Origin of the sequence: Klebsiella sp. MPUS7, from assembly GCF_009905335.1 — a bacterium.
Classification (GTDB): domain Bacteria; phylum Pseudomonadota; class Gammaproteobacteria; order Enterobacterales; family Enterobacteriaceae; genus Klebsiella; species Klebsiella grimontii.
In genome coordinates this window covers 644,463-670,386 of the sequence record NZ_CP047604.1, presented here as the reverse complement: position 1 = coordinate 670,386, position 25,924 = coordinate 644,463, and the positions used below count along the sequence as shown (strand labels likewise).

Here is a 25,924-nt window from a genome sequence, read left to right as displayed (position 1 = left end):
TCCATCAGAAATCGTAGTTATTGATATTCTCTTTGGTGAACACCACCCGCTCCGGCAGCAGCACGATGCCGTTGCCTTTCGCTTCATACTGGTAGCCCTGCACGCTGTTCGGCTCGACTTTCAGGGCGCCGAGATCTTTCACATCGACGCTGTCGCCAACGTTAAGATCGCCCTTTTTCAGCAGACGATCGGCGACGTTAACCGCGATCTTGCCCTGCTGCACCACGTCCCACAGGCCGAAGGCTTTTACCGTGCCGCGATCTACGTAGGGGCGCATCACGTTCGGCGTGCTAAAACCAACGATCGCCACGCCCTGGCGCTTGAGGTTTTCCGCCGCCTGGGCGGCCGCCGGGAGCGCGTTGGCGTCAGGAGCGATAATAGCGTCGAGATCCGGGTACGCTTTTAAGATCCCCTCGGCGGTTTGCAGCGATTTAGTGGCGTCGTTATAGCCAAACTGGGTGGTCACCACTTCCCACTGCGGATGTTCTTTTTCAATTTTGGCCTTCGCCTCTTTCACCCACTGGTTCTGGTCGGTCACCGTCGGGCTGGAGTAGAAAAACGCCACTTTGGCGGTGGGTTTCGTCACCTGTTTTTCCGCCATCTCCACCAGCAGGCCGCCGAGCTGCTGCGGCGTCCCCTGGTTGATATAGATGCTGCGGCACTCCGGTTTGGTATCGGAGTCCCAGGTCAGGACCTTGACCCCGCGCTGCATCGCCCGCTTCAGCGCCGGGCACAGGCCGTCCGGCGATACGGCGGAGACGATAATCGCGTTGTAGCCCTGGTTGACGAAGTTGTTGATCAGCTGTACCTGGCCGGAGACGCTCGGTTCAGTCGGGCCGTCGTAGGTGACGTCCACGCCGAGCGCTTTGCCCGCCTCTTTCGCGCCGTTGCCGCCGCTGGTAAAGAAACCGACGCCGACCAGTTTTGGAATAAAGGCGATGCGGTCCGCCGCCTGGGCCGATGCCATACCCAGCGCCAACGCCAGCACCATCAGTTTTGTTTTCATTTTATGCTCCGATTGTTTTACGCGAGAAAAGACGCCGCCAGCTCATCCGCACCCATTCACGGTGCAGGCTCAGCGAACGCCCCATCACCACCACAACCAACAGCGCCCCTGACAGCGCGCTCGACACCTGGTTGGGGATGCCGACCATTTGCAAACCTTGTTGTAAATAGCCCACCAGCAGCGCGGCCAGTGCCGTGCCGACGATCGAGCCGGAACCGCCGTAGATATTGGCCCCGCCGAGCACCGCTGCGGTCAGCGCCGGCATCAGCAGGTCGCGGCCTAAGTCCGAGCGCGCCGAGCCGAAATAGGAGACCATCACCAGCGCCGCCACCGCCGACGCCACGCCCACCAGGCCATACAGCGCGTAGGGCATCCCGTTAACGGAAAGCGCGGCGTAGCGCGCGGCGCGCGGGTTCTGCCCGAGCAGAAAAAGGTGTCGCCCAAAGCGCCCGCGGTGGGCCAGCAGCCAGAAGAAAAAGGTGATAACGGCGAACAGCACCAGCGGTATCGGCAGGCCGAACAGGGTCAGGTTGGCGAAGGCGGTAAAGCTATCCGGGAATCCGCCGATGCCTTCGTAGCCGGTGGCCCCGGCCATGCCCGAAAGCAGCAGCGCGCCGCCGCCGTAGAGGTACAGGGTGCCGAGGGTTATCACCAGCGGGCTAATGCCGGTGTAGTGAATCAGCGCCGCGTTCAGCAGCCCGCACAGCAGGCCGAGCAGCAGCGTCAGGGGGATCGCGAGGCTCATCGGCCAGCCCGCCTGCATCATCACCCCCAGCGCGATAGCGCACAGGCCGATGGTCGAACCGAGCGAAATATCAATCCCGCCGCTGATGATCACCAGCGTCAGCGGCAGCGCCACGATGCCAATGCAGATAAAGTCGCTGGTGCTGAACAGCAGCATATTGAGATCCAGCATGCGCGGATTGAGGGCGCCAAACAGCAGGATCTCCAGCACCAGTAACGCCAGCAGCGCGCTTTCCCAGTTGAGCTTCATTTACGCCACCTCTTTGTTTTTGCGTTCGGGAAACGGGGCCACGCGCTTGCCCCCTTTGTTGCCGGGCTGAAAGCGGCTGTACTTCAGCGCCCGCTGATGGCGGGCCAGCGCCTGACGCAGCCGCCCGTCGAGCACCAGTACGCCGAGCAGCACCAGGCCGGCGATAAAGTCGTTCCACCACGCCGGGAGGCGGAACAGCACCAGTACAGTGTCGATCTGGGTGAGAAAGAAGGCGCCGAGAAAAGCGCCGAGCAGCGTGCCGGTACCGCCCAGCAGCGAGATGCCGCCGAGCACGCAGGCGGCGATGGCCTTCATCTCCAGGCCGCTGCCGGTCTGATTGGGCACAAAGCCGATCTGCGCGGCGAACACAATGCCGGCGCAGGCGGCCAGCATGCCGTTAAGGGTGAATGCCAGCATCCGCGTGCGGTTCACCGCCACCCCAAGCTGGCGGGCAGCGGCGAGGTTATCGCCGACGGCGTAAAAATCGCGGCCAAAGGCGGTGCGCGACAGTATCCCGCCGCCCGCCAGCAGCAGCGCCAGCACCAGCCAGCCCAGCGGCGAAATGCCGATGAACGCCGGTTCCGACAGCGCTTTCAGGCTGTTCGGCAAGCCTTCAATCCACTTACCGCCGGTCCACAGCAGCATCACTCCGCGATAAAGCCCGAGAGTGCCGAGGGTGGCGACAATCGCCGGGATACGCAGCCCCACCACCAGCAGGCCGTTAAAGGCGCCGGCCAGCGCGCCGATCGCCAGCGCGAAGGCGATGGCGGTCATCAGGCCATAGCCGCTATTGAGCGCCACGCCCACCGCGATAGCGCTCAGGCCGACGGTGGAACCCACCGAAACGTCGATATTGCGGGTCAGCATCACCAGGGTCGCCCCCAGCGCCAGCAGGCAAAGGATTTGCGAGCTGGCGAAAATCATGCCCAGGGTTTGTAAGCTGAAATAGGCCGGGTTGAGCGCCACCAGCCCGGCAAACAGCACCACGATGGCGAGAAAGGCGCTCAGTTCGCGATTTTTCAGTAACGTTTTCATGCCTGCCCTCCGAAGGCCAGGGTCATCATCCGGTCAACGCTGACCGCCTGCTGCGCCAGCTCGCCGCTCTGCCTGCCCTGATGCATCACCAGTACCCGGTCGGCCAGGCCGACGAACTCGTCGAGATCGCTGGAGATCATCAGCACCGCCACGTTCTGCGCGGCGACGCTTTTCAGCAGCTGATAGATATCGGCGCGGGCGGAAACGTCCACGCCGCGCGTGGGCTCATCAACGATCAGCAGCAGCGGGTTAGCCTCCAGGCAACGCGCCAACAGCACCTTCTGCTGATTGCCGCCGGAGAGCGTACGCACCGGGCGATCGCCATCGGCCATTTTGATCCCCAGCGCCCGGTGATAGCGCTCCACCACCGCCGCTTCGCGCCGGTTCTGCTGCCACAGCGACGGCTGGTTAAACATCACCGTGTTCCAGCGCACCGGCGCATCGAGAAACAATCCGGAAACCTGCCTGTCCTCCGGCAAATAGACCAGCCCGCTGGCGAGCCTGGCGCGCGTGCTATCGCGGCTGATATCGCGGTTCTCCAGCCACACCCGCCCGGCGCGAGCCGGGCGCAGACCGTAGAGCGTTTCGGCGAATTCGGTACGCCCGGATCCCACCAGCCCGGCGAGGCCGACGATCTCCCCGGCACGGATCTCGAGGTTGAGATCGATAAAACCTTCCCCGGTCAGATCTTCTACCCGCAGCACCGGGAAATCCTGCGCCTGGGTACGGCGATTGCCCGGCAGCGCCAGCCACAGCTTTTGCGTGTCGCTCAGGGCTCGATCGCGACTGACGGGCGTCATCGCGCCGATCAGCTGATTGTCGCCGTACTGCGCGGTTTCCCCGCTCAGCACCACCGCGCCGTCGCGCATCACCGAAACGTGGCTGGCGACCTGGCGGATCTCCGGCAGTTTGTGCGAGATAAACACGATCCCGACGCCGAGGGCCTGTAAAGAGCGGATCTGGCGAAACAGGCGTTCGGTTTCCCCCGGCGTCAGCGAGGCGGTGGGCTCATCGAGGATCAGGATCTGCGCGTCGCGCATCAGCCCGCGCAGGATCTCCACCATTTGCTGATCGGCCACTTCCAGAGTGCTGGCCGCCGCCTCAAGGTTGAGCTGGCAGTTAAGCTGCTGAAGCTTTTCCCGCAGGCGGGTCTCGTTATCCGCCCGCTTCGGCAGACGAAAAAGAATATTTTCCCGCACCGTCAGATTGGGGAATAACATCGGTTCCTGCGGCACCAGATACACGCCCTGCTGATGGGCCTGGGCGGGAGTGAGGCGCGCAAACGCGCGTTCGCCGAAGACAAGCTCACCGCTGTCGGGCGTTTCCACGCCGGCGATAATCTTCATCAGCGTCGATTTCCCGGCGCCGTTGCCGCCCATCAGCGCGTGTACCTGGCCGGAAAGCAGCGTGAAATCAATCTGCTTCAGCACGGTGACGCCGGAGAACTGTTTGCAGATTTGGCGAGCTTCAAGCAGTGGCTTCATCATCGCGCCTCATTTTGAACAAAAGATTTTTTAAATTAATAATGTTCAAAAGCGTAGACGGTGAACTATATTTACAACCGTGCAGCGATCACAGTTTTATGCTTTCGATCGTTTGAATAAAACCAGCGAACAACGAAAGATCGGTTTTGCCAGTCGGCTCACATTTTCCGACCGCGCAACAACGAACATATGATCTAAATTTTTATAAGAGTTCACTTTATGAGCGAAAAACGCATTACGGAAGAGAGCCGCTACGCCGGGCTGGCGTTAGCCGAGGAGGAGCTGGTGGCGCGGGTGGCGTGGTGTTACTACCACGACGGCCTGACGCAGAACGACATCGGCGAGCGTTTAGGACTGCCGCGGTTAAAGATCTCCCGCCTGCTGGAGAAGGGCCGCCAGTCGGGGGTGATCCGCGTCCAGATTAACTCGCGCTATGAAGGCTGCCTGGCGCTGGAAACCGAACTTCAGCAGCGCTTCGGCCTGAAAATCGCCCGCGTGCTGCCGGCGCTGAATACGCCCCCGATGAACACCCGCCTGGGGATTGGCGCGGCGCAATCGTTAATGGGCGTGCTGGAGCCGGGACAGCTGCTGGCGGTGGGCTTTGGCGAGGCGACCATGAGCTGCCTGCAGCACCTGAGCGGGTTTATCGGCTCCCAGCAGGTTCGGCTGGTGACGCTTTCCGGCGGCGTGGGCCCGTATATGACCGGCATTGGCCAGCTGGATGCCGCCTGTAGCGTCAGCATGATCCCCGCGCCGCTCAGGGTGTCATCGGCAGATGTAGCGGAGATACTGCGCCGGGAAGCGAGCGTACGCGACGTGATCCTCGCCGCCACGGCGGCGGATGCGGCGGTGGTGGGCATCGGCGCCATCGATCAGCGCCGCGACGCCACCATCCTGCGCTCCGGCTATATCAGCGAGGGTGAACAACTGATGTACGCCCGCAAAGGCGCGGTAGGCGACATTTTAGGTTATTTCCTGCAGGCCGACGGCAAACCGGTCGAAGGGCTGGAGATCCATCGGGAACTGCTCGGCGTCACCCTTGATGAACTGGCGCAGCTGCCAACCATCGTTGGCGTCGCCGGGGGAGAAGAAAAAGCGCAGGCGATTTACGCGGCCCTGATCGGCAAGCGGATTAATGGCCTGGTAACGGAAGAGACAACAGCACGCGCGGTGCTTACGCTGGCCTCATAACGGCCTTGCGCCGCGCAACACGAGCGAGGCGCATGTCATGAGTTACCTGTTAGCGTTAGATGCCGGGACCGGCAGCATCCGGGCGGTGATTTTCGATCTCAACGGCCGCCAGATTGCGGTCGGCCAGGCCGAATGGAAACACCTGAGCGTGGACAATGTCCCCGGCTCGATGGAATTCGATCTCACCACCAACTGGCAGCTGGCCTGCCAGTGTATCCGTCAGGCGCTGGCCGCCGCCCATCTCTCTGCGGCGGATATTCAGTCCGTCGCCTGCTGCTCCATGCGCGAAGGCATCGTGCTTTACGACCGCAACGGCGAGGCCATCTGGGCCTGCGCCAACGTTGACGCCCGCGCCAGCCGCGAGGTGGCGGAGCTCAAAGAGATCCACGACGACCGTTTTGAATCGGAAGTGTACGGCGTGTCGGGGCAGACCCTGGCGCTAAGCGCCATGCCGCGCCTGCTGTGGCTGGCCCATCATCGCCCGGATATTTACCGCAGCGCGGCGACCATCACCATGATCAGCGACTGGCTGGCGGCGAAGCTTTCCGGCGAGCTGGCGGTCGACCCCTCTAACGCCGGGACCACCGGCATGCTCGACCTGTTCAGCCGCGACTGGCGGCCGGCGCTGCTGGATATGGCCGGACTGCGGGCCGATATTCTTTCGCCGGTCAAAGAGACTGGCACCATTCTGGGCGCGGTGACCGACGCGGCAGCGACGCAAAGCGGGCTGCGCGCCGGTACCCCTGTGGTGATGGGCGGCGGCGATGTCCAGCTCGGCTGCCTCGGGCTAGGCGTGGTGCGCGCCGGACAGACGGCAGTGCTTGGCGGCACCTTCTGGCAGCAGGTGGTGAACCTGCCGGAAGTGCGCACCGATCCGGAGATGAATATTCGCGTTAACCCGCACGTCATTCCCGGTATGGCGCAGGCGGAGTCCATCAGCTTCTTCACCGGCCTGACCATGCGCTGGTTTCGCGATGCCTTCTGCGCGGAGGAGAAGCTGATTGCCGAACGCCTCGGCGTCGACGCCTACAGCCTGCTGGAAGAGATGGCCAGCCGCGTGCCGGCGGGTTCCCACGGGGTGATGCCGATCTTCTCTGACGCCATGCACTTTAAGCAGTGGTACCACGCCGCGCCGTCGTTTATTAACCTCTCCATCGACCCGGAAAAATGCAATAAAGCCACCCTTTTCCGCGCGCTGGAAGAGAACGCGGCGATTGTCTCCGCCTGTAACCTGGCGCAAATTTCACAGTTTTCCGGCGTGAAGTTTGACGGCCTGGTTTTCGCCGGCGGCGGCTCGAAAGGGGCGCTGTGGAGCCAGATCCTCAGCGACGTCACCGGCCTGCCGGTACGGGTGCCGGAGGTGCGCGAGGCGACGGCGCTGGGCTGCGCGATCGCTGCCGGGGCTGGCGCCGGGTTGTACAGCGATATGGCGGCGACCGGCGAGAAGCTGGTGAGCTGGCATCGGGAATTTACGCCCAATCCGGCGCACCGCGAGCTGTATCAGGAGATGATGGCCAAATGGCAGTCGGTGTACGCCGAGCAGCTCGGTCTGGTGGATAGCGGATTAACGACCTCAATGTGGCAGGCGCCGGGGCTGGCGCGCCGTGCTCCTGTTGTCCCCTCGCCCTAACCCTCTCCCCAAAAGAAGAGGAGAACAGTCCGGACTTATCTGGCCACCGGCGCCATTCCGCCCTTCCTCCTCTTCCTGTGGGAGAGGAGGAAGGGGAACCTTTCGCCGTTCTTTGAATCCCATCACAATCGCCGCACTCCCCTTTTCCCTTTTTGCCCGCGACGGCTAAATTAGTAACTCATCCGACCACATAACAATAATTTTACACTGGAAGAAATTATGAGCCGCTACCCGTCGCTTTTCGCCCCGCTTGACCTGGGGTTCACAACGCTCAAAAACCGCGTGTTGATGGGCTCGATGCATACTGGCCTGGAGGAGCTCCCGGACGGCGCGCAGCGGCTGGCGGCTTTTTACGCCGAGCGCGCCCGCCACGGGGTGGCGCTGATCGTCACCGGCGGAATTGCCCCCGCCCCTTCCGGCGTCACCATGGCGGGCGGCGCGGTGCTGAACGACGCCAGCCATCTCTCCCACCATCGCCATATTACCGATGCGGTACACGAGGAGGGCGGTAAGATTGCGCTGCAGATCCTGCATACCGGGCGCTACAGCTACCAGCCGAAGCTGGTGGCTCCTTCCGCGCTGCAGGCGCCGATCAACCCCTTTACGCCTCACGCGCTGAGCCACGAAGAGATCCTGCAGCTGATCGATGATTTTGCCCGCTGCGCCCAGCTGGCGCGGGAAGCCGGGTACGACGGCGTCGAAGTGATGGGTTCGGAAGGCTACCTGATTAACGAATTCCTTGCCGCGCGCACCAACCTGCGCGACGACCGGTGGGGCGGCGACTACGCCCGACGCATGCGTTTTGCCATCGAGGTGGTCAGAGCCGTGCGGGAACGCGCAGGCAGCGACTTTATTATTATCTACCGCTTGTCGATGCTCGATCTGGTCAGCGGCGGCAGCACCCTGGCGGAAGTCACCGAGCTGGCAAAAGCCATTGAGGCCGCCGGGGCAACGATTATCAATACCGGTATCGGCTGGCACGAGGCGCGCATTCCCACCATCGCCACCCCGGTACCGCGCGGCGCGTTTAGCTGGGTCACCCGCAAGCTGAAGGGCGCGGTGTCGATCCCGCTGGTCACCACCAACCGGATTAACGATCCCGCCGTGGCGGAAGCGATCCTGGCCCGCGGAGACGCCGACATGGTCTCGATGGCCCGCCCTTTTCTCGCCGATAGCGAATTTCTCTCTAAAGCGCAGAGCGGACGGGCGGATGAGATCAATACCTGCATCGGCTGTAATCAGGCCTGTCTTGATCGGATCTTCGCCGGTAAAGTCACCTCGTGCCTGGTCAATCCGCGCGCCTGCCATGAAACCCTGATGCCGATAGCGCCTGCGACCACACCGAAGCGGTTGGCGGTAGTCGGCGCCGGTCCTGCCGGGCTGGCCTTTGCCGTTAACGCCGCCTCGCGCGGGCATCAGGTTACCCTGTTTGATGGTCACCGCGAGATTGGCGGCCAGTTTAATATCGCCAAACAGATCCCCGGCAAAGAGGAGTTCTACGAAACCCTGCGCTATTACCGCCGAATGCTGGATCTTACCGGCGTCGCGCTGCGGCTGGAAACTCTGGCGACCGCGGACGATCTGCTGGCATTTGATGAGGTCATCCTCGCCACCGGGATCGCCCCGCGGATGCCGAATATCGAGGGAATCGAACATCCTAAGGTGCTGAGCTATCTCGATGTCCTGCGCGATAAAGCGCCGGTCGGCGAGAAGGTGGCGATTATCGGCTGCGGCGGGATCGGCTTTGATACCGCCATGTACCTCAGCCAGTCTGGTATCGCCACCAGCCAGAATATCGGCGAGTTCTGCGCCGAATGGGGGATTGATACCACCCTGCAGACCGCGGGCGGACTGCGCCCGGAAGGGATGCAATTAGCGAAAAGTCCGCGCCAGATAGTGATGCTCCAGCGCAAAGCCAGCAAACCCGGCGACGGGCTGGGGAAAACCACCGGCTGGATCCACCGCGCCACCCTGCTGGCCCGCGGCGTCAAAATGATCCCCGGCGTCGGCTATCAACGGATCGATGATGCCGGCTTACATGTGACGATCGGCGGCGAATCTCAGGTGCTTAACGTTGATCATGTGATTATCTGCGCCGGTCAGGATCCCCGCCGCGAGCTGGCCGATCCGCTGCAGGCGGCGGGTAAAACGGTGCATTTGATTGGCGGCTGCGACGTGGCGATGGAGCTGGACGCCCGACGGGCAATCGCCCAGGGCACCCGGCTGGCGCTGTCAATTTAGGGAAAGAAAACCCGACCGGTAGCCCGGCTAAGGCGTCAGCCGCAAGCCGGGGAAACCGGGGAAGCCGATAAGGCTTAGCGCTGCTTGCGCACCTTTGTCGCTTTCAACACCACAAATTTATTATTGGTGGCGATCGTCGTGCAGTTACCGAACGCGCGCTTCAGCTTGCGGAAATAATCGAGGTGGCGGTTGCCGACAACGTACAATTCGCCGCCGTACTTCAGGCTGCGGCGGGCGTCGTTAAACATCTGCCAGGCAATATGATCGGTGATCGCATGCTGCTGGTGGAACGGCGGGTTACAGAGGATCGCGGCGAAACGGTCCGGCTCAATATCGGACAACGCGTTATTCACCACAAACTCGCAGCGCTCGATGTCATCCGGCAGGTTGGTTTCAACGTTCAGCCGGCTGGAGGCCACCGCCATATAGGACTCATCGGTGAACATCACCCGGGCGTCCGGGTTTAAGGCCAGCGCTTTCAGGCCAATCACGCCGTTGCCGCAGCCGAGATCGGCGATCTCGCCTTCAATATTTGCCGGCAGATGTTCCAGGAAGAAGCGCGCGCCAATATCCAGGCCGCTGCGGGCGAACACGTTGGCGTGGTTGTGGATCGTCCACGGCGTACCGTCCAGTTGCCAGCTATAGGTCTGCGGCGCATCGGCCACCTCAGGCGCGGTAAAGGTACAGAAAATCAGCCGCGCCTTTTTCCATGCCAGCGATGTGGTGGTGGTGCCGAGAATCTTCTCAAACAGCGCCAGGGTGGAATTGTGGACATCCCGCGCTTTCGCGGCGGCAACAATGCGGGTTTCCGGCGTGACAACTTCGCGCAGAGCGCGCAGCTGCTGCTCCAGCAGCGCCAGCTGTTTCGGCACCTTAATGAGCACCAGCGCCGGTGCCGCAGGCAGTTCGCTCAGGGGATCCTGAAAACGTACGCTCTCTTCATCAATACCGTTCATCCGCAGGTTGTAGCGGGTCGCCAGCTCTGATATGTAGGAATCGTTGATGCTGACCGGGTTGCGTTCCGCGAGCGCACAGCCCAGCGCGCCGAAGCTGTCATTGAAAATGAGCGTCAGGCCGTCGACGTCATTCACCTGTTGCAGCAGATATTCATCCGCCGCTTCCCACGCCTGAAGCGCTTCCTCTTCAGCATTTGGCGGGAACCGCTCTAATGTGAATAACTCACCGTTTAACTCTACCTGGCTCATCGCCTCTGTGCCTCCGGAACACTAAAACCCGCGAGTTTATACGCAAACTTCGCCCAGTAGAATAGAGATGCGCCGATTATCTCCTTCTTCCGGGCCACAGTCCGTTACGCCGGGAGGTAGTCCTGCGCCAGGCGTGACAGGCGCTTATCGTCCAGGCTGTACTTGCTCATGATGACCACCAGCAGCGCCACCAGCACGCCGGGGAAGACGGTGAACAGCAGCTTGATCATCTGCAGCGCGGAGTCGGTTTGCTGCGCTGCGCCGCCAACGTAATCGCCCCATGCCAGCATATAGCCCACCAGCGCGCCGCCGATGGCGATCCCCAGCTTGATGGCAAACAGGTTTGTTGAAAAAACGATCCCGCTGAGCTTTTTACCGCTGCGTTTTTCTTCCGCATCGATAATATCGGACAGCATGCTCCACTGCAGCGGCGTAGCGGCCAGCTGAATAATATTGATGATAATCACCAGCGCAAAGATAGCGGCCACGTTCCCCGCCGGGACGAAGTACATGCCTATCAGCAGCGCCGCCTCGATGGCCATCGAGATTTTAAACCCTCTCACTTTATCAATATTTTTAAAGATAAACGGAGAGAGCATCGCCCCCAGCACGCCGGAAGCCAGGGTGGTGGTCAGCAGCAGGCTGCCCAGATCCGCCCGCCCCATAATGTTGTTGACGTAATAGAGCGTGGTCCCGCCTTTAAACAGCACCGCAATCAGGTTAACGACGTTGAGCGCGAACAGAATGCGCCAGTCCTTGTTGGCGATCAGGGTTTTCAGATCATCAAGAATGCTGCTTTGGTTATTGACCGCGATATCCGTGGTGTAGCGCTCTTTCGTCAGGCCGAAGCAGATAAAGAACAGGATGATGCTCAGGCACCCCATCACAATCATGGTGTAAAAATAGCCGTTTTGCACGTTACCCTGACCCAGCCAGGCCACCAGCGGCAGCGCGGTGAGCGAGACAATCAAACCGCCGAGCGTACTGAGCGCAAAGCGCCACGACTGGAGCGAAACGCGCTCGCGGGAATCGTTAGAGATATTATTGATCATCGCGCAATACGGAACGTTAATCGCCGTATACACCAGAGATAACAATGTATAAGAAACATAGGCATAAATTAGCTTGCCGGTATAGCCAAAATCCGGCGTATAAAACGTTAAGCAGCAAAGTACGCCAAAAGGAATCGCGAACCATAAAATATAGGGACGGAATTGCCCATATTTAGTCCGGGTACGATCCGCCACCGCCCCCATTAATACATCGGTCACCGCGTCTAATACCCTTACCGCCAGAAACATGGTCCCCATATGCGCCGGACTTAAACCAAATACGTCGGTATAAAACCAAGCCATAAACAACATGACCGTTTGCCAGACTAAATTACAGCCGGTATCCCCTAACCCATAGCTAAATTTTTCTTTAATACTGATACGGACAGTGTTCATCGCGCCTCCGCCAGAAGATCGTTAATATTTGTCCTCTGTACGTTATTGCTTAGGGCTTACCGATTATGTATAAATCATCCTGTTAAATATAAGAAGAGTGTACCCGATGAGTGACGAATCTCCCGTTTTCGAAAAGATCCCCGTGGGCGCCGGTGAGCTATTTACCCTGCGGGTAGATAACATAAATGATTTCAACGGCATAAACGTAGTCCCTCATTTTCATATGATGGACGAGCTGATGTGGTTCAGAGAGTCAGAGGGCAGCTATTCGATTGGTGATGAGAAATTTACGGTAAAAAACAATACCCTGATTTTCGTCCCCGCCTTAGTGATCCATGAAATGACGCTCCCGGCCGCCGCCAGCCACAAGCGTTATCTTATGCAATTCGAAAAAGAGTGGCTCGAGGGATACGACCTGTCGCTCCCCGCCGCCCACTGCGGCGCGGTCGCTTACCTTTCCGGCGAGGAAGCCGAGCGCCTGGAGCTGCTGCTAAGCTGGTGCGGTGAGTTCAGCGACTTCTCCGATTCGCTGTTTCGCTCCCTGATGCAAAGCGTGCTGCTGCATGCTTTTAATAGCCTTAAAGATTCTGTCCCCATTACCGAACGAACCAACCATCGCTACCTCAGCGAGCTTATTGAACTACTTCAATCCATTGATAAAAATGAAAATTTTGAAATGACGACCGAAGAAGCCGCCTGCCGCTGCCGGTGGTCAAAATCCTGGTTTTCCCGCACCTTTAAATCCGCCTTTGGAATCAGCTTCAAGAAATTTATGCTGCTGCGCAAACTCAATATCGCTATCAACCTGCTGACCAATACCGACCTGAAGATCAGCGATATCTCGCAAAGCGCCGGCTTCACCGACAGCGCCTACTTCTGCCTCAAGTTTAAAGAGATGATGAACGATACCCCGCAATCTTTCCGGCACAAAGTCAGAAGTACTGCTGCCGTGGGCAGTCGGGCGGACAAATAACTCTTTTTTGTGAGCAACATCACCGGATAAGTAGACGTTTATTATATAAACAGAAACAATCTATATATCTCCTGGGCTGTCGTCTATTTACAATTATCGCTATATTTTGCGCATTAAGGGTAAATACGATGATTCAGAATCCTGTGTTTAGAGGTTTTAATCCTGACCCCAGTATATGTCGGCGCGGCGATGATTATTATGTAGCGGTCTCTTCCTTTGAATGGTTTCCCGGCCTGCCGATTTACCATTCGAGAGATCTTAAACATTGGCAATTACTCACCCACGTTCTTACCGATGATAATAATCCGGATTTAAAAAAGCTGCCCTCCGCCAAAGGTATTTGGGCACCGAGCCTGACCTGGTGTGAAGAGGAAAATTTATTCTACATTATTTATGGCGTGATGAATTCCATGAATTCGCGATATTTCGATGTAGATAACTATCTTATTACCGCCAGTGAAATCACCGGCCCGTGGAGTGAGCCGGTTTATCTCCACTCTGCCGGGTTCGATGCTTCTATCCTGCACGACAGCGACGGTAAAAAATGGATCGTTTCACTGGAGTGGGAAACCCGCGAAGGTTACGAAAAACCGGGCGCCATTTGCCTGGTGGAGTATTCGCCGCAAAGGCAACGCGTTGTCGGCTATCCGCAGCGAATCTGGCGCGGCGGTACCGATCGCGGCTGTATTGAAGCACCGCATTTGACGCGCCGCGGCGATTATTACTACCTGATGGTCGCCGAAGGCGGCACCGGCTACGGCCATGCGGTCACCATGGCGCGCGCAACGCAGGTCGCCGGCCCCTATGAAGGCGATCCGCAAAACCCCATCGTCACCGCCTGGCCGGAGAATTTTAACGAGCGCCACGACGCAGGCCATCTCAAACCACACTACTTCAATCCGCAAACCTATCTGCAAAAAGCCGGGCACGGCAGCTACGTCGAGACCCCGACGGGCGAAGTCTGGTTAACCCACCTTTGCAGCAGACCCTTCCGCCAGGAGCTGCGCTGCCCGCTAGGCCGCGAGACGGCGATACAAAAGATGATATGGAGCGATGATGGCTGGCTGCGGCTGGCGGCCGGGGGAAACCTCGCTCAGCACCAGGTGGAAGAGTCGAATCTGCCTTCTCAGCCGTTTCCGGCTAAACCAGACAGGGATGATTTTGATGGGCAAACGCTGGATAACGCCTTCTATGCGCCGCGGATCCGCTTTCAGCGCTTTACCAGCCTTGAACGTAAAGCGGGCTACCTTGCCTTACGCGGTCAGGAGTCGCTGAGCTCGCTGAATAAAGTTAGCCTGCTGGCGAAAAAGCTCACCTCGGTATACGCCACTATCGTCACGAAGATGGATTTCAGCCCGGAGATTTATCAGCACAGCGCTGGCCTGGTGCTCTACTACGACAACATGAACTATCTGTTTTTGCATAAAACCTGGGATGAAGCTTCCGGCGCAGCGCAGCTGGCCATCATTTATATGGATAACGGCGAGCGTCACGACGACCCGCAGAAAATCCTCCTTGCGACGGGGGAAGTCTATCTGGCAATGGCTATTAACGGCCGGGAGATACGGTGCTCGTGGTCCGTCGATGGCGAAAAATACCAACACATCGGCGCGGTCTACGACACCTCACGTTTTTCCGATGAATATAGCCGCTACGGCGAGTTTACCGGCGCGTTTGTCGGCATGGCCTGCGTGGATAGCATGCTGCATCGTAAAGAGGCGCTGTTTGACTTCTTTAGCTACCGGGCGGTAGAAGACGCGATAATCGAGTAACGCTGCCTTTCTGGCATCCTGCCCGCGCGGGGTGCTAGAATCCCCGGCTGTTGTCGCTGAATGACCCAAACAGGCCGCATGAGCACTTTAACCTATCTCCAGGGCTACCCTGAATCCCTGCTGGCGCAGGTCACCGCGTTAATCAAACAGAACCGTCTCGGCGAAGTGCTGAAAAAGCGCTATCCGCAGGGTCACGATATCAACAACGATAAAGCGCTGTATCAGTACACCCAGGATCTGAAGTCACGCTATCTGCGCGGCGCGGCGCCGATCAACAAGGTGATGTACGACAACAAGATCCACGTGCTCAACAACGCGCTCGGCCTGCATACCGCCATCTCCCGCGTTCAGGGCGGCAAGCTGAAGGCTAAAGCCGAAATTCGCGTCGCCACCGTCTTTCGCGATGCGCCGGAGGATTTTCTGCGGATGATCGTGGTGCACGAGCTGGCGCACCTGAAGGAAAAAGAGCACAACAAGGCGTTCTATCAGCTGTGCTGCCATATGGAGCCGCAGTACCATCAGCTGGAGTTTGATACCCGCCTGTGGCTGACCCAGCTTTCGTTAGAGCGTTCTGCGCCATAGCGCACTGGTTTTGTCATGATGGCGTGCTACAGTGACGAAAGGTCCCTTTTACGGAGTTCGTCAACGTTTATGATACGTTTCGCAGTTGTTGGCACAAACTGGATAACCAAGCAGTTTGTCGATGCCGCCCATGAAACCGGCAAATATAAACTCACCGCCATCTACTCCCGCAGCCTTGAGCAAGCTCAGGCCTTCGCCAGCGATTATCCCGTCGAACACCTGTTTACTTCGCTGGAAGATTTAGCGCAGAGCCCTGACGTTGACGCGGTCTATATCGCCAGCCCTAACTCGCTGCACTTTCCGCAAACCCGCCTGTTTCTGCGCCATAAAAAGCACGTCATTTGCGAAAAACCGCTGGCCTCGAACCTGCAGGAAGTCGAAGCCGCGATGAAAACGGCGCGGGAAAATAACGTGGTCCTCTTCGAAGCGTTCAAAACCGCCAGCCTGCCAAACTTCCTGCTGCTTAAACAGTCGTTTGACAAGATCGGCAAGCTGCGCAAAGCCTTTATTAACTACTGCCAGTACTCTTCCCGCTATCAGCGCTATCTCGATGGCGAAAATCCCAATACTTTCAATCCGGCCTTCTCTAACGGCTCGATCATGGACATCGGCTTTTACTGCCTGGCCTCCGCGGTGGCGCTGTGGGGCGAGCCTCGCGCGGTGCACGCCAGCGCCAGCCTGCTGGAAAGCGGCGTCGATGGTCAGGGCACGGTCGTTCTGAGCTACGGTGATTTTGATGTCACCCTGCACCACTCGAAGGTAAGCGATTCCGCCATCCCGAGCGAAATCCAGGGTGAAGCCGGCGCGTTGGTGATCGAAAAAATCTCCGAATGCCAGAAAGTCTGCTTCGTGCCGCGCGGCGGCAAATCTCAGGATCTCACCCAGCCGCAGCATATCAATACTATGCTGTATGAAGCGGAGGAGTTCGCTCGTCTGGTCGAAGCCAACGAGGTGGCTCATCCGGGTCTGGAAGTGAGCCGCATCACGGCGAAGCTGCTGAGCGAAATTCGTCGCCAGACCGGCGTGGTCTTCCCGGCGGATAGTCAACCCGTGGCGTAAAGCTGTGTAAATGGTCCGTCGGCCTCCATTGACGCCATTTATAACCTGTAATACTTTGTTACGCGCAAAGGGGAGTAACTTCCTTGCCGGCCGATCGTCATTACGATGCGTGAAAAACCGCATCCGGTCGCCGGGCAACAGATTCTTGTTGTAAGTGAGACCTTGCCGGAAGGCGAGGTCTATGCATAAAAGCGCAGCGGCTGCCGTCTTCCGACGTCAGCCGTTTTGTTTTTATGTAAGGAATATCGTAATGAATACTGTCGGCACACCGTTGTTATGGGGCGGATTCGCAGTGGTCGTGGTCATCATGTTGGCTATCGATCTGCTGCTGCAGGGACGGCGTGGTGCGCATAGCATGACCATGAGGCAGGCCGCTGGCTGGTCCATTCTCTGGGTTACCCTCTCGCTGTTGTTTAACGCCGCTTTCTGGTGGTATCTGGTGCAGACCGAAGGTCGCGCCGTGGCCGACCCGCAAGCGCTGGCGTTCCTCACCGGCTATCTGATCGAGAAAGCGCTGGCGGTGGATAACGTCTTCGTCTGGCTGATGCTGTTCAGCTACTTTGCCGTTCCGCCTGCGCTACAGCGCAGAGTGCTGGTTTACGGCGTACTGGGCGCGATCGTACTGCGAACGATCATGATCTTCGCCGGCAGTTGGCTGATTTCCCAGTTCGAGTGGCTGCTCTACGTCTTCGGCGCGTTCCTGCTGTTTACCGGCGTGAAGATGGCGCTGGCGAAAGAGGATGATTCCGGCATCGGCGACAAACCGCTGGTGCGCTGGATCCGTAATCATCTGCGCATGACGGATAAAATCGAGGGTGAGCGCTTCTTTACCCGCCAAAACGGCGTGCTCTACGCGACGCCGCTGCTGCTGGTACTGATCCTGGTTGAGCTGAGCGACGTTATCTTTGCCGTGGACAGTATTCCCGCCATCTTCGCCGTGACCACCGATCCGTTTATCGTGCTGACCTCGAACCTGTTCGCGATTCTCGGCCTGCGCGCCATGTATTTCCTGCTGGCGGGCGTCGCGGAGCGCTTCTCAATGCTGAAGTATGGCCTGTCGGTGATTCTGGTATTTATCGGCATCAAAATGCTGATCGTCGATTTTTACCATATTCCCATCGGCATTTCGCTGGGCGTGGTTGGCGGAATTCTGACGTTGACGCTGCTTATCAATGCCTGGGTTAATAAGCAGCACGATAAGAAAAAGCAGCTGCAGTAAGGCCTGAACGGCCGGGTGAAGACCCTTTTCATCCGGCCAGCAACTTTCTCCGCGTATTATTCTTACTCATGTCACAAAATAGTTAATATACAGTTAAAAAATAAGATCTCAGCGCAGGTAACAGCATTTTACCCTTCCCCAATAGCGTTCTTTCCGTATACTCAACCAGGCAAACATTTATTTACATCCGGACATAAACGTGACCAATAATACGTCGCCGGGACGGACAGCAACATCACTGGAAGGAATGAAGCATGGCAACACAATCACCCCGCTCGACCCTGCTACGGCGGCTGGCTCAGGGTAGCCTGGTCAAACAAATTTTAATCGGTCTGGTGCTCGGCGTACTGCTGGCGACGGTCTCAAAACCGGCCGCCGTGGCGGTTGGGCTGCTGGGCACGCTGTTTGTCGGCGCGCTGAAAGCGGTAGCGCCGGTGCTGGTGCTGATGCTGGTCATGGCCTCCATCGCCAACCACCAGCAGGGGCAAAAAACCAGTATTCGCCCGATCCTGTTCCTCTATCTGCTGGGGACATTCGCCGCCGCGTTAGCCGCGGTAGTGTTTAGCTTTATCTTCCCGTCTACGCTGCACCTGAACGCCGCGGCAGAGAGCATCACTCCGCCATCGGGTATCGTCGAAGTCCTGCGCGGGCTGCTGATGAGCATGGTTTCCAACCCGATAGACGCGCTGCTGAACGCCAACTATATCGGGATTCTGGTGTGGGCCGTCGGTTTAGGATTCGCGCTGCGCCACGGTAATGAAACCACCAAAAACCTGATTAATGACGTTTCTCACGCGGTGACCTTTATCGTTAAAGTGGTGATTCGCTTCGCGCCGCTGGGCATCTTCGGCCTCGTCGCCTCGACGCTGGCGACCACCGGTTTTGAGACCCTCTGGGGTTATGCCCAACTGCTGCTGGTACTGGTTGGCTGCATGCTGCTGGTGGCGCTGGTGATTAACCCGCTGCTGGTGTTCTGGAAAATCCGCCGTAACCCCTACCCGCTGGTGCTGCTCTGCCTGCGCGAAAGCGGCGTTTACGCCTTCTTCACCCGTAGCTCCGCCGCCAATATCCCGGTGAATATGGCGCTGAGTGAAAAGCTGAACCTGGACCGCGATACCTACTCGGTTTCCATTCCGCTGGGCGCCACCATCAACATGGCCGGCGCGGCGATTACCATTACGGTACTCACCCTGGCGGCCGTGCATACGCTGAATGTTCCGGTAGATCTGCCGACCGCGCTGCTGCTGAGCGTCGTCGCTTCGCTGTGCGCCTGCGGCGCTTCCGGCGTGGCGGGCGGTTCGCTGCTGCTGATCCCGCTGGCCTGTAACATGTTCGGCATTCCGAACGATGTGGCCATGCAGGTGGTCGCCGTGGGCTTTATTATCGGCGTATTGCAGGACTCCTGCGAAACCGCGCTGAACTCCTCCACCGACGTTCTGTTTACCGCCGCCGCCTGTATCGCCGAAGACGAACAGATTGCCAAAAACGCCCTGCGCAACTGATTCCCTCCCCCTCCGCTAACGCGCGGAGGGGGTCTCTCCCTGTACCGCCTTTTCGACTTTAAACGGGTCGATTCCCCGCTTTTGCATCCGCCGGAAACGGATGATGTTCATACCGTTCATCAACAGGAAGCTGCCTTCAATCAGGGTGCCGCCGATCGAGCCCAGCCAGAAGTTGTGGATTACCCAGCAGGCGGTCGCGCACCACATGACGCAGCGGACGGTTAACCCCGAGCAGCGAAAGAGCGCCCAGGTGCTGGCCAGCGTGCCAATAATCGGCAGCAGCTCCATAGCATGCTGCAGCTTCGCCAGCCCCAGTACCAGCGTGAGTACGATAAACAGGGCCATCACCCACATCCTGCGGGTACGCATGGAGACCAGGGTGCGGACGGTATTCAGCTCGGCGCTCATTCCCGCCGGCCACGCGCCCATTAAAAAGAAATGCACGCCAATGGTGGCGCTATAGACAGCCAGCTGCAGCTTAAAGCGGCGCTCATCGCGGTTGAAAAAAGTCGTAATCCCGATCAGAAAGGCGATAACGCCGACGCCCTGGGCAAGCCAATACGCGGTCATGAAAAGTCCTTATAAAACAAAACGGCGCATCATTATCTGAAACGCCGCTTTTAAAAACGAGTGTCACGCTATTACCTGTGCCTGTTTATCAGGTCTACAACGTCACGCCGCTTTTAAATATCGCCAGCTCGCGGAAATCATTCCGCTCATTACAGGTCTGCTTACCGTTAGCGAAGTCCACAATGGTATCGACGAACTCCTCCAGCAGCTGCGGCATCGCTTTACCGTGAATCAGCTGACCGGCATCGAAGTCGATCCAGTGCTTTTTCTTCGCCGCCAGTTCGCTGTTGGTGGCAATTTTCACCGTCGGCACGAAACCGCCGTACGGCGTGCCGCGCCCGGTACTGAAGAGCACCATATGGCAGCCCGCGCCGGCCAGCGCGCTGGTCGCTACCGCGTCGTTGCCCGGGGCGCTCAGCAGGTTAAGACCGTGAACTTTCAGCCGCTCGCCGTAGCGCAGGACGTCAACCACCTGGCTGGAGCCCGCTTTCTGCGTGCAGCCCAACGATTTATCCTCAAGCGTAGTGATACCGCCCGCCTTGTTGCCCGGCGACGGATTCTCGTAAATCGGCTGGTCATGGGCGATAAAGTACTGCTTGAAATCATTGACCATCGTCACCAGCTTGCCGAAGGTCTCTTCGTCGCGACAGTGGCTCATCAGCAGCTGCTCGGCGCCGAACATTTCCGGCACTTCGGTCAGGACGGTGGTGCCGCCGTTGGCAATCAGATAATCCGAGAAGCGGCCCAGCATCGGGTTAGCGGTAATGCCGGACAGACCGTCAGAACCGCCGCACTCGAGACCAAACTTCAGTTCGCTCAGCTTACCCGGCTCGCGCTTGTCATGGCGCATCACGTCATATAGCTGACGTAGATGCTCCAGCCCGGCTTCTACTTCATCATCCTGGTGCTGACAGATCATAAAGTGAACGCGCTCAGGGTCGAATTCACCCAGCGTTTCGCGGAAGGCGTCGACCTGATTGTTTTCGCAGCCCAGACCGACCACCAGTACCGCCCCGGCGTTCGGGTGACGCACCATGTTTTGCAGCATAGTGCGGGTGTTAATGTGATCGTCCCCGAGCTGCGAGCAGCCGTAGGTGTGGCTGAAAAGGTGAACGCCGTCGATACCTTCCGCGTCGTTGGTTTCCTTCAGAAAACGGTTCTGCATCTGGCGCGCCATGGCGTTGACGCAGCCGACGGTCGGCAGGATCCACAGCTCGTTGCGCACCCCGACTTCGCCGTTAGCGCGACGATAAATCTGGATGTCGCGATCCGCCGGCTGTGCGGCGGGCTCGCTAAGATCCGGTTGATAGCTATACGCGTCGAGATCGCTCAGGTTAGTACGCGTATTGTGGGAGTGAATATGTTCCCCCGGCGCAATATCCGCCAGCGCATGTCCTATCGGCAGACCATACTTAATGACGTTGTCTCCTTTCGCAATCCCGCGCAGCGTAAACTTATGCCCGCGCGCAATATCCTGAGCCAACGTGACCGTATCGCCGTCAATGGTGACTACCGTGCCTGCCGCCATATCCGCCAACGCTACCGCGACGTTATCGTGCGAATGGATTTTAATGTATTGCATATCAACCGACCTCTGGTCTTAGTTCAGTTCAATGGCGAAGTAGTCACGCGCATTGTTAAAGCAAATGTTTTTCACCATCTCGCCCAGCAGCTGAATGTCCGCCGGGGCTTCTCCCGCTTCAACCCAGCGGCCAATCATCTGGCACAGGATGCGGCGGAAGTATTCATGACGGGTGTAGGAGAGGAAGCTGCGGCTATCGGTCAGCATGCCGACAAAGCGGCTCAGCAGGCCAAGCTGCGCCAGTTGGGTCATCTGACGTTCCATACCGTCTTTCTGATCGTTAAACCACCAGCCGGAACCGAACTGCATCTTGCCCGGCATGCCTTCGCCCTGGAAGTTGCCGATCATGGTGCCCAGCACTTCGTTATCGCGAGGATTCAGGCAGTAGAGGATGGTTTTTGGCAGCAGGTTTTCTTCGTTCTGCTTGCTGAGCAGTTTGGACAGCTCTTCCGCCATCGGACGGTCGTTGATGGAGTCAAAACCCACATCCGGCCCTAACAGCTTGAACTGACGCAGGTTGTTATTGCGCAGCGCGCCGATGTGATACTGCTGTACCCATCCGCGGCGGGCATATTCCGCGCCGAGGAACACCAGAACCGCGGTTTTGAACTGCGCGACTTCATGCTCGCTGAGAGCTTCACCGGCCAGACGGCGCGCCAGGATGCTATCCAGTTCGCTTTCGTTGGCTTCCGCGAACAGCACCACGTCCAGCGCGTGGTCAGAAACTTTACAGCCGTGAGCGGCAAAGTGATCCAGACGTTTGGTCAGCGCGGACTGGAGATCGGCAAAGCGGCGGATATCGGTGTCAGACACGTCGCCCAGCTTCGCCATGTAGTCGTTGAAAGTTGCCTGCTCAATGTTGAACGCTTTGTCCGGGCGCCAGCTCGGCAGCACCTTGACGGAGAATGAGCTGTCTTTCGCGACGGAGGCGTGATGCTCCAGCGAATCGACCGGATCGTCGGTGGTGCCGACCATTTTCACGTTCATCTGCTGCATGATGCCGCGAGCGGAGAAGCTCTCCTGCGCCAGCAGATCGTTGCACTGATTCCAGATTTCATCCGCCGTTGCCGGCGAGAGCACCTTACCTGTAATACCAAAAGGGCGGCGCAGCTCAAGATGGGTCCAGTGGTATAACGGGTTGCCGATGGTATGCGGTACGGTGGCCGCCCAGGCGTCAAATTTCTCGCGATCGGAGGCGTCGCCGGTACACAGACGCTCGGCTACGCCGTTGGTGCGCATCGCGCGCCACTTGTAGTGATCGCCTTTCAGCCAGATGTCATACAGATTTTTGAAGCGATAATTCTCGGCAATCTGCTGCGGCGGCAGGTGGCAGTGATAGTCGAAAATCGGCTGGTCTTTCGCGTAATCGTGGTACAGGCGGCGGGCAAACTCAGTATCAAGCAGGAAATCTTCGGTCATAAACGGTGTCATTTTCGTGTCCTCTTCGCCCCCGGAGGAGCCCATCAGATGATTGACTATAATGCTGACAAAGTTATCACACCAATTTCTACAGACCGAAGTATTTTTCGTGAGTTAGATCAATAAACGACGACAAAAAAAGTACCATCAAAGGAGTAAAATCCCCGCTAAAGCGCGCCAGCTCTGGCCTTTGTCGCAAGAATGAATGCCCACACAAACTTTCCCACTTTTGTGACGTCACTCAACTTTTGAAGTTGTATGACAAGTTATCTTGCTGCCGTCGAAACATATAAACCGACGGAATGCATTACCGACGAACAATCACGTCGGATTTACCGGTATGGACACCGAATTTAGACACAACAGTTGATGGCAAGGTTCGGGCCATACGAGGTTTCCTCTCCTGAACCCTCCGTTTCACCTTCTTCGCCTCAGTGACTGGGCTGGAAGATAGCCGCACCCGCTGCGGATATATAACAAACGATGAGGTTTACATGCGTAAAATTAAAGGGTTACGTTGGTACATGATCGCGCTGGTGACGTTAGGCACCGTGCTGGGGTACCTGACGCGTAACACTGTGGCGGCAGCTGCGCCGACTCTGATGGAAGAGTTACACATCTCCACCCAACAGTATTCCTATATCATCGCGGCCTATTCCGCTGCCTATACCGTTATGCAGCCCGTCGCCGGCTACGTGCTGGACGTGTTAGGCACTAAAATCGGCTATGCCTTCTTTGCTATCGCCTGGGCGGTGTTCTGCGGCTCTACGGCGCTGGCGGGAAGCTGGGGCGGACTGGCGCTGGCGCGCGGCGCGGTGGGTGCCGCCGAAGCGGCCATGATCCCTGCGGGTCTGAAAGCCAGCTCCGAATGGTTCCCGGCAAAAGAGCGTTCTATCGCCGTGGGTTACTTCAACGTCGGCTCCTCCATCGGCGCCATGATTGCCCCGCCGCTGGTGGTTTGGGCTATCGTGATGCACAGCTGGCAGATGGCGTTTATCATCTCCGGCGTTCTGAGCTTTGCCTGGGCGATGGCGTGGCTGGTTTTCTACAAACACCCGCGCGATCAGAAAAAATTAACGGAAGAAGAACGCAACTATATTATCGGTGGCCAGGAATCCCATCATCAGACCAACAACGGTAAGAAAATGTCTCCGTGGCAGATTCTGCGCAACCGTCAGTTCTGGGGTATCGCCCTGCCGCGTTTCCTTGCCGAGCCGGCGTGGGGGACCTTCAACGCCTGGATCCCGCTATTCATGTTTAAAGTCTACGGCTTTAACCTGAAAGAGATTGCGATGTTTGCGTGGATGCCGATGCTGTTTGCCGACCTCGGCTGCATCGTTGGGGGCTATCTGCCGCCGCTGTTCCAGCGCTGGTTTGGCGTTAACCTGATCGTTTCGCGTAAAATGGTGGTGACCATGGGCGCGCTGCTGATGATTGGCCCAGGGATGATCGGTCTGTTCACCAGCCCGTTTGTCGCCATCGCCCTGCTGTGCGTCGGCGGCTTTGCTCACCAGGCGCTGTCCGGCGCGTTAATTACCCTCTCTTCCGACGTATTTGGGCGTAACGAAGTGGCGACGGCGAACGGCATGACCGGCATGGCCGCATGGCTGGCGAGCACTATGTTCGCCCTAGTGGTCGGCGCGCTGGCGGATACAATCGGCTTTAGCCCGCTGTTCGCCGTGCTGGCGGTTTTCGATGTGCTGGGCGCCGTAGTTATCTGGACGGTGCTGAAAAATAAATCAGCGGATGACGACAGTACGCCGCTGGAAACGAGTAAACCCGCCACGCAAAGCTAAACGCAGGCGAGTTGCCCCCATCCGAAGCCGCCTTGATACAGGCGGCTTTTTCGTCTGTTTTTATGGTGAGAAGCGCGTAAAAGTGGTATAACAAATCCAATATTGTCGCCATCTCCCGGGAGCGAATATGGAAATCACTGAATCGCGTCGTCTGTATCAGCAGCTTGCCGCTGAGCTTAAGTCGCGCATTGAACAAGGCGTCTACCTTGTGGGCGATAAGCTACCCGCAGAGCGGTTTATCGCTGACGAAAAAAGCGTGAGTCGTACCGTGGTTCGCGAAGCCATCATTATGCTGGAAGTTGAAGGCTACGTTGAGGTTCGCAAAGGCTCCGGCATCCACGTCATCTCCAATCATCCAAAACATCAGCAAATTGCCGATGAATCGCTGGAATTCGCCAATTATGGTCCTTTTGAGCTGTTGCAGGCCCGCCAGCTGATAGAAAGCAATATTGCCGAATTCGCGGCGACTCAGGTGACCAAGCAGGACATCATGAAGCTGATGGAGATCCAGGAAAATGCGCGTAAAGAGAAGTGCTTTCGCGATTCCGAATGGGATCTTCAGTTCCATGTCCAGGTGGCGCTGGCGACGCAAAACACCGCGTTAGCCGCCATCGTAGAAAAAATGTGGACCCAGCGCGTGCATAACCCATACTGGAAAAAACTGCACGATCATATCGACTCGCGTACCGTCGATAACTGGTGCGACGATCATGACCAAATTCTTAAGGCGCTGATTCGCAAAGATCCGCATGCGGCGAAGCTGGCCATGTGGCAGCATCTGGAAAATACCAAGCTGATGTTGTTCAACGAAACCAGCGATGACTTTGAATTTAACGCCGATCGCTACCTGTTTGCCGATAATCCGGTGGTTCACCTCGATACGGCCGCCAACGGCGTAAAATAGACGCTTATCCCCATACCGGGCAGCGATTCCTTCACTGCCCGCAACGCCCTCAGGGTAAGCAAAGCATATATAGTGTCAGCCTGTGTAAATACACTCGCCACCCTCCTTCGCAATCAGCAAAATCAGAATGCAACAAACTGCAATTTCTCTGACGTAAAGTCAGCGGGTTTGTTACAATTAGATGCATTTTGTCGTTCTGAGAGTTAGCTTTGGCTTACTTCACTTTTAAACAGGGAACCGTTCAGAGCGCAGCAGCGACCCTAATCTAATAAAAAGCTATGTCGCCGTGCATATACCGCGTTCAGACGTGCC

At 57.9% G+C, this 25,924-nt stretch carries 20 protein-coding genes; 11 read left to right on the top strand and 9 right to left on the bottom strand.

Annotated features, from left to right (window positions below; translation table 11 throughout):
• Nucleotides 1-4: 4 nt before the first annotated feature.
• From lsrB to lsrA, 4 genes are read right to left on the bottom strand one after another with little or no spacing between them, the layout of a single operon-like run.
• Nucleotides 5-1,006, bottom strand: coding sequence for an autoinducer 2 ABC transporter substrate-binding protein LsrB (gene lsrB, locus GUC22_RS03235; protein WP_049131618.1), 1,002 nt, complete (start codon nucleotides 1,004-1,006; stop codon nucleotides 5-7).
• A 1-nt stretch (nucleotide 1,007) separates the two neighbouring features.
• Nucleotides 1,008-2,000: an autoinducer 2 ABC transporter permease LsrD gene (gene lsrD, locus GUC22_RS03230; protein ID WP_014226923.1), complete on the bottom strand. Its 993-nt coding sequence runs from the start codon at nucleotides 1,998-2,000 to the stop codon at nucleotides 1,008-1,010.
• Nucleotides 2,001-3,035 (bottom strand): autoinducer 2 ABC transporter permease LsrC, encoded by a 1,035-nt coding sequence (gene lsrC / locus GUC22_RS03225; protein WP_004135938.1) that lies wholly within the window; start codon nucleotides 3,033-3,035, stop codon nucleotides 2,001-2,003.
• Nucleotides 3,032-4,519, bottom strand: coding sequence for an autoinducer 2 ABC transporter ATP-binding protein LsrA (gene lsrA, locus GUC22_RS03220; RefSeq protein WP_004135936.1), 1,488 nt, complete (start codon nucleotides 4,517-4,519; stop codon nucleotides 3,032-3,034). The genes lsrC and lsrA overlap by 4 nt, the downstream gene beginning before the upstream one ends.
• Before the next feature lie 219 nt (nucleotides 4,520-4,738).
• On the opposite strand from lsrA, the gene lsrR reads away from it, so the two are divergent.
• From lsrR to GUC22_RS03205, 3 genes are all read left to right on the top strand, one after another.
• Nucleotides 4,739-5,710: a transcriptional regulator LsrR gene (lsrR, locus tag GUC22_RS03215; protein WP_024358708.1), complete on the top strand. Its 972-nt coding sequence runs from the start codon at nucleotides 4,739-4,741 to the stop codon at nucleotides 5,708-5,710.
• A gap of 37 nt (nucleotides 5,711-5,747) precedes the next feature.
• Nucleotides 5,748-7,340 carry an autoinducer-2 kinase gene (lsrK, locus tag GUC22_RS03210; protein WP_154062923.1) on the top strand — a complete coding sequence of 531 codons (1,593 nt, stop codon included), beginning with the start codon at nucleotides 5,748-5,750 and terminating at the stop codon, nucleotides 7,338-7,340.
• 219 nt (nucleotides 7,341-7,559) lie between these two features.
• Nucleotides 7,560-9,581, top strand: coding sequence for an NADPH-dependent 2,4-dienoyl-CoA reductase (locus GUC22_RS03205; RefSeq protein ID WP_049133284.1), 2,022 nt, complete (start codon nucleotides 7,560-7,562; stop codon nucleotides 9,579-9,581).
• Between the two features lie 74 nt (nucleotides 9,582-9,655).
• On the opposite strand, the gene rlmG is transcribed toward GUC22_RS03205, so the two are convergent.
• Both rlmG and GUC22_RS03195 read right to left on the bottom strand, forming a co-directional pair.
• A complete protein-coding gene (rlmG, locus tag GUC22_RS03200; RefSeq protein WP_004135930.1) occupies nucleotides 9,656-10,786 on the bottom strand; it encodes a 23S rRNA (guanine(1835)-N(2))-methyltransferase RlmG in 1,131 nt (376 codons plus the stop codon).
• A gap of 104 nt (nucleotides 10,787-10,890) precedes the next feature.
• Complete coding sequence (locus tag GUC22_RS03195) at nucleotides 10,891-12,234, bottom strand: glycoside-pentoside-hexuronide (GPH):cation symporter (protein ID WP_116944102.1); 1,344 nt, start codon at nucleotides 12,232-12,234, stop codon at nucleotides 10,891-10,893.
• Nucleotides 12,235-12,340: 106 nt separating this feature from the next.
• On the opposite strand from GUC22_RS03195, the gene GUC22_RS03190 reads away from it, so the two are divergent.
• The 6 genes from GUC22_RS03190 (at nucleotide 12,341) to sstT (ending at nucleotide 19,341) form a co-directional block, all read left to right on the top strand.
• On the top strand, nucleotides 12,341-13,207 hold the full coding sequence (locus GUC22_RS03190; protein WP_154933185.1) for an AraC family transcriptional regulator: 867 nt from the start codon (nucleotides 12,341-12,343) through the stop codon (nucleotides 13,205-13,207).
• Nucleotides 13,208-13,335: 128 nt separating this feature from the next.
• Nucleotides 13,336-14,979, top strand: coding sequence for a glycoside hydrolase family 43 protein (locus GUC22_RS03185; protein WP_154933183.1), 1,644 nt, complete (start codon nucleotides 13,336-13,338; stop codon nucleotides 14,977-14,979).
• 78 nt (nucleotides 14,980-15,057) lie between these two features.
• Complete coding sequence (locus tag GUC22_RS03180) at nucleotides 15,058-15,561, top strand: M48 family metallopeptidase (RefSeq protein WP_004135921.1); 504 nt, start codon at nucleotides 15,058-15,060, stop codon at nucleotides 15,559-15,561.
• Between the two features lie 69 nt (nucleotides 15,562-15,630).
• Complete coding sequence (locus tag GUC22_RS03175) at nucleotides 15,631-16,620, top strand: Gfo/Idh/MocA family protein (RefSeq protein WP_024358713.1); 990 nt, start codon at nucleotides 15,631-15,633, stop codon at nucleotides 16,618-16,620.
• Between the two features lie 250 nt (nucleotides 16,621-16,870).
• Nucleotides 16,871-17,839 carry a TerC family protein gene (locus GUC22_RS03170; protein ID WP_024358714.1) on the top strand — a complete coding sequence of 323 codons (969 nt, stop codon included), beginning with the start codon at nucleotides 16,871-16,873 and terminating at the stop codon, nucleotides 17,837-17,839.
• Nucleotides 17,840-18,093: 254 nt separating this feature from the next.
• Nucleotides 18,094-19,341 (top strand): serine/threonine transporter SstT, encoded by a 1,248-nt coding sequence (gene sstT / locus GUC22_RS03165; protein ID WP_082237627.1) that lies wholly within the window; start codon nucleotides 18,094-18,096, stop codon nucleotides 19,339-19,341.
• Nucleotides 19,342-19,356: 15 nt separating this feature from the next.
• On the opposite strand, the gene GUC22_RS03160 is transcribed toward sstT, so the two are convergent.
• The 3 genes from GUC22_RS03160 to uxaC form a co-directional block, all read right to left on the bottom strand.
• Nucleotides 19,357-19,911, bottom strand: coding sequence for a YgjV family protein (locus GUC22_RS03160; RefSeq protein WP_004135916.1), 555 nt, complete (start codon nucleotides 19,909-19,911; stop codon nucleotides 19,357-19,359).
• Between the two features lie 94 nt (nucleotides 19,912-20,005).
• Nucleotides 20,006-21,493, bottom strand: coding sequence for a UxaA family hydrolase (locus tag GUC22_RS03155; protein ID WP_064411709.1), 1,488 nt, complete (start codon nucleotides 21,491-21,493; stop codon nucleotides 20,006-20,008).
• Between the two features lie 18 nt (nucleotides 21,494-21,511).
• Complete coding sequence (uxaC, locus tag GUC22_RS03150) at nucleotides 21,512-22,924, bottom strand: glucuronate isomerase (protein WP_004135913.1); 1,413 nt, start codon at nucleotides 22,922-22,924, stop codon at nucleotides 21,512-21,514.
• 482 nt (nucleotides 22,925-23,406) lie between these two features.
• On the opposite strand from uxaC, the gene GUC22_RS03145 reads away from it, so the two are divergent.
• Nucleotides 23,407-24,708, top strand: a complete 1,302-nt coding sequence (locus GUC22_RS03145; RefSeq protein WP_004135911.1) for an MFS transporter — start codon at nucleotides 23,407-23,409, stop codon at nucleotides 24,706-24,708.
• A 127-nt stretch (nucleotides 24,709-24,835) separates the two neighbouring features.
• The gene (exuR, locus tag GUC22_RS03140; protein ID WP_004135908.1) at nucleotides 24,836-25,612 is read left to right on the top strand and encodes a transcriptional regulator ExuR; all 777 of its coding nucleotides are present in this window, start codon (nucleotides 24,836-24,838) and stop codon (nucleotides 25,610-25,612) included.
• Nucleotides 25,613-25,924: the final 312 nt, after the last annotated feature.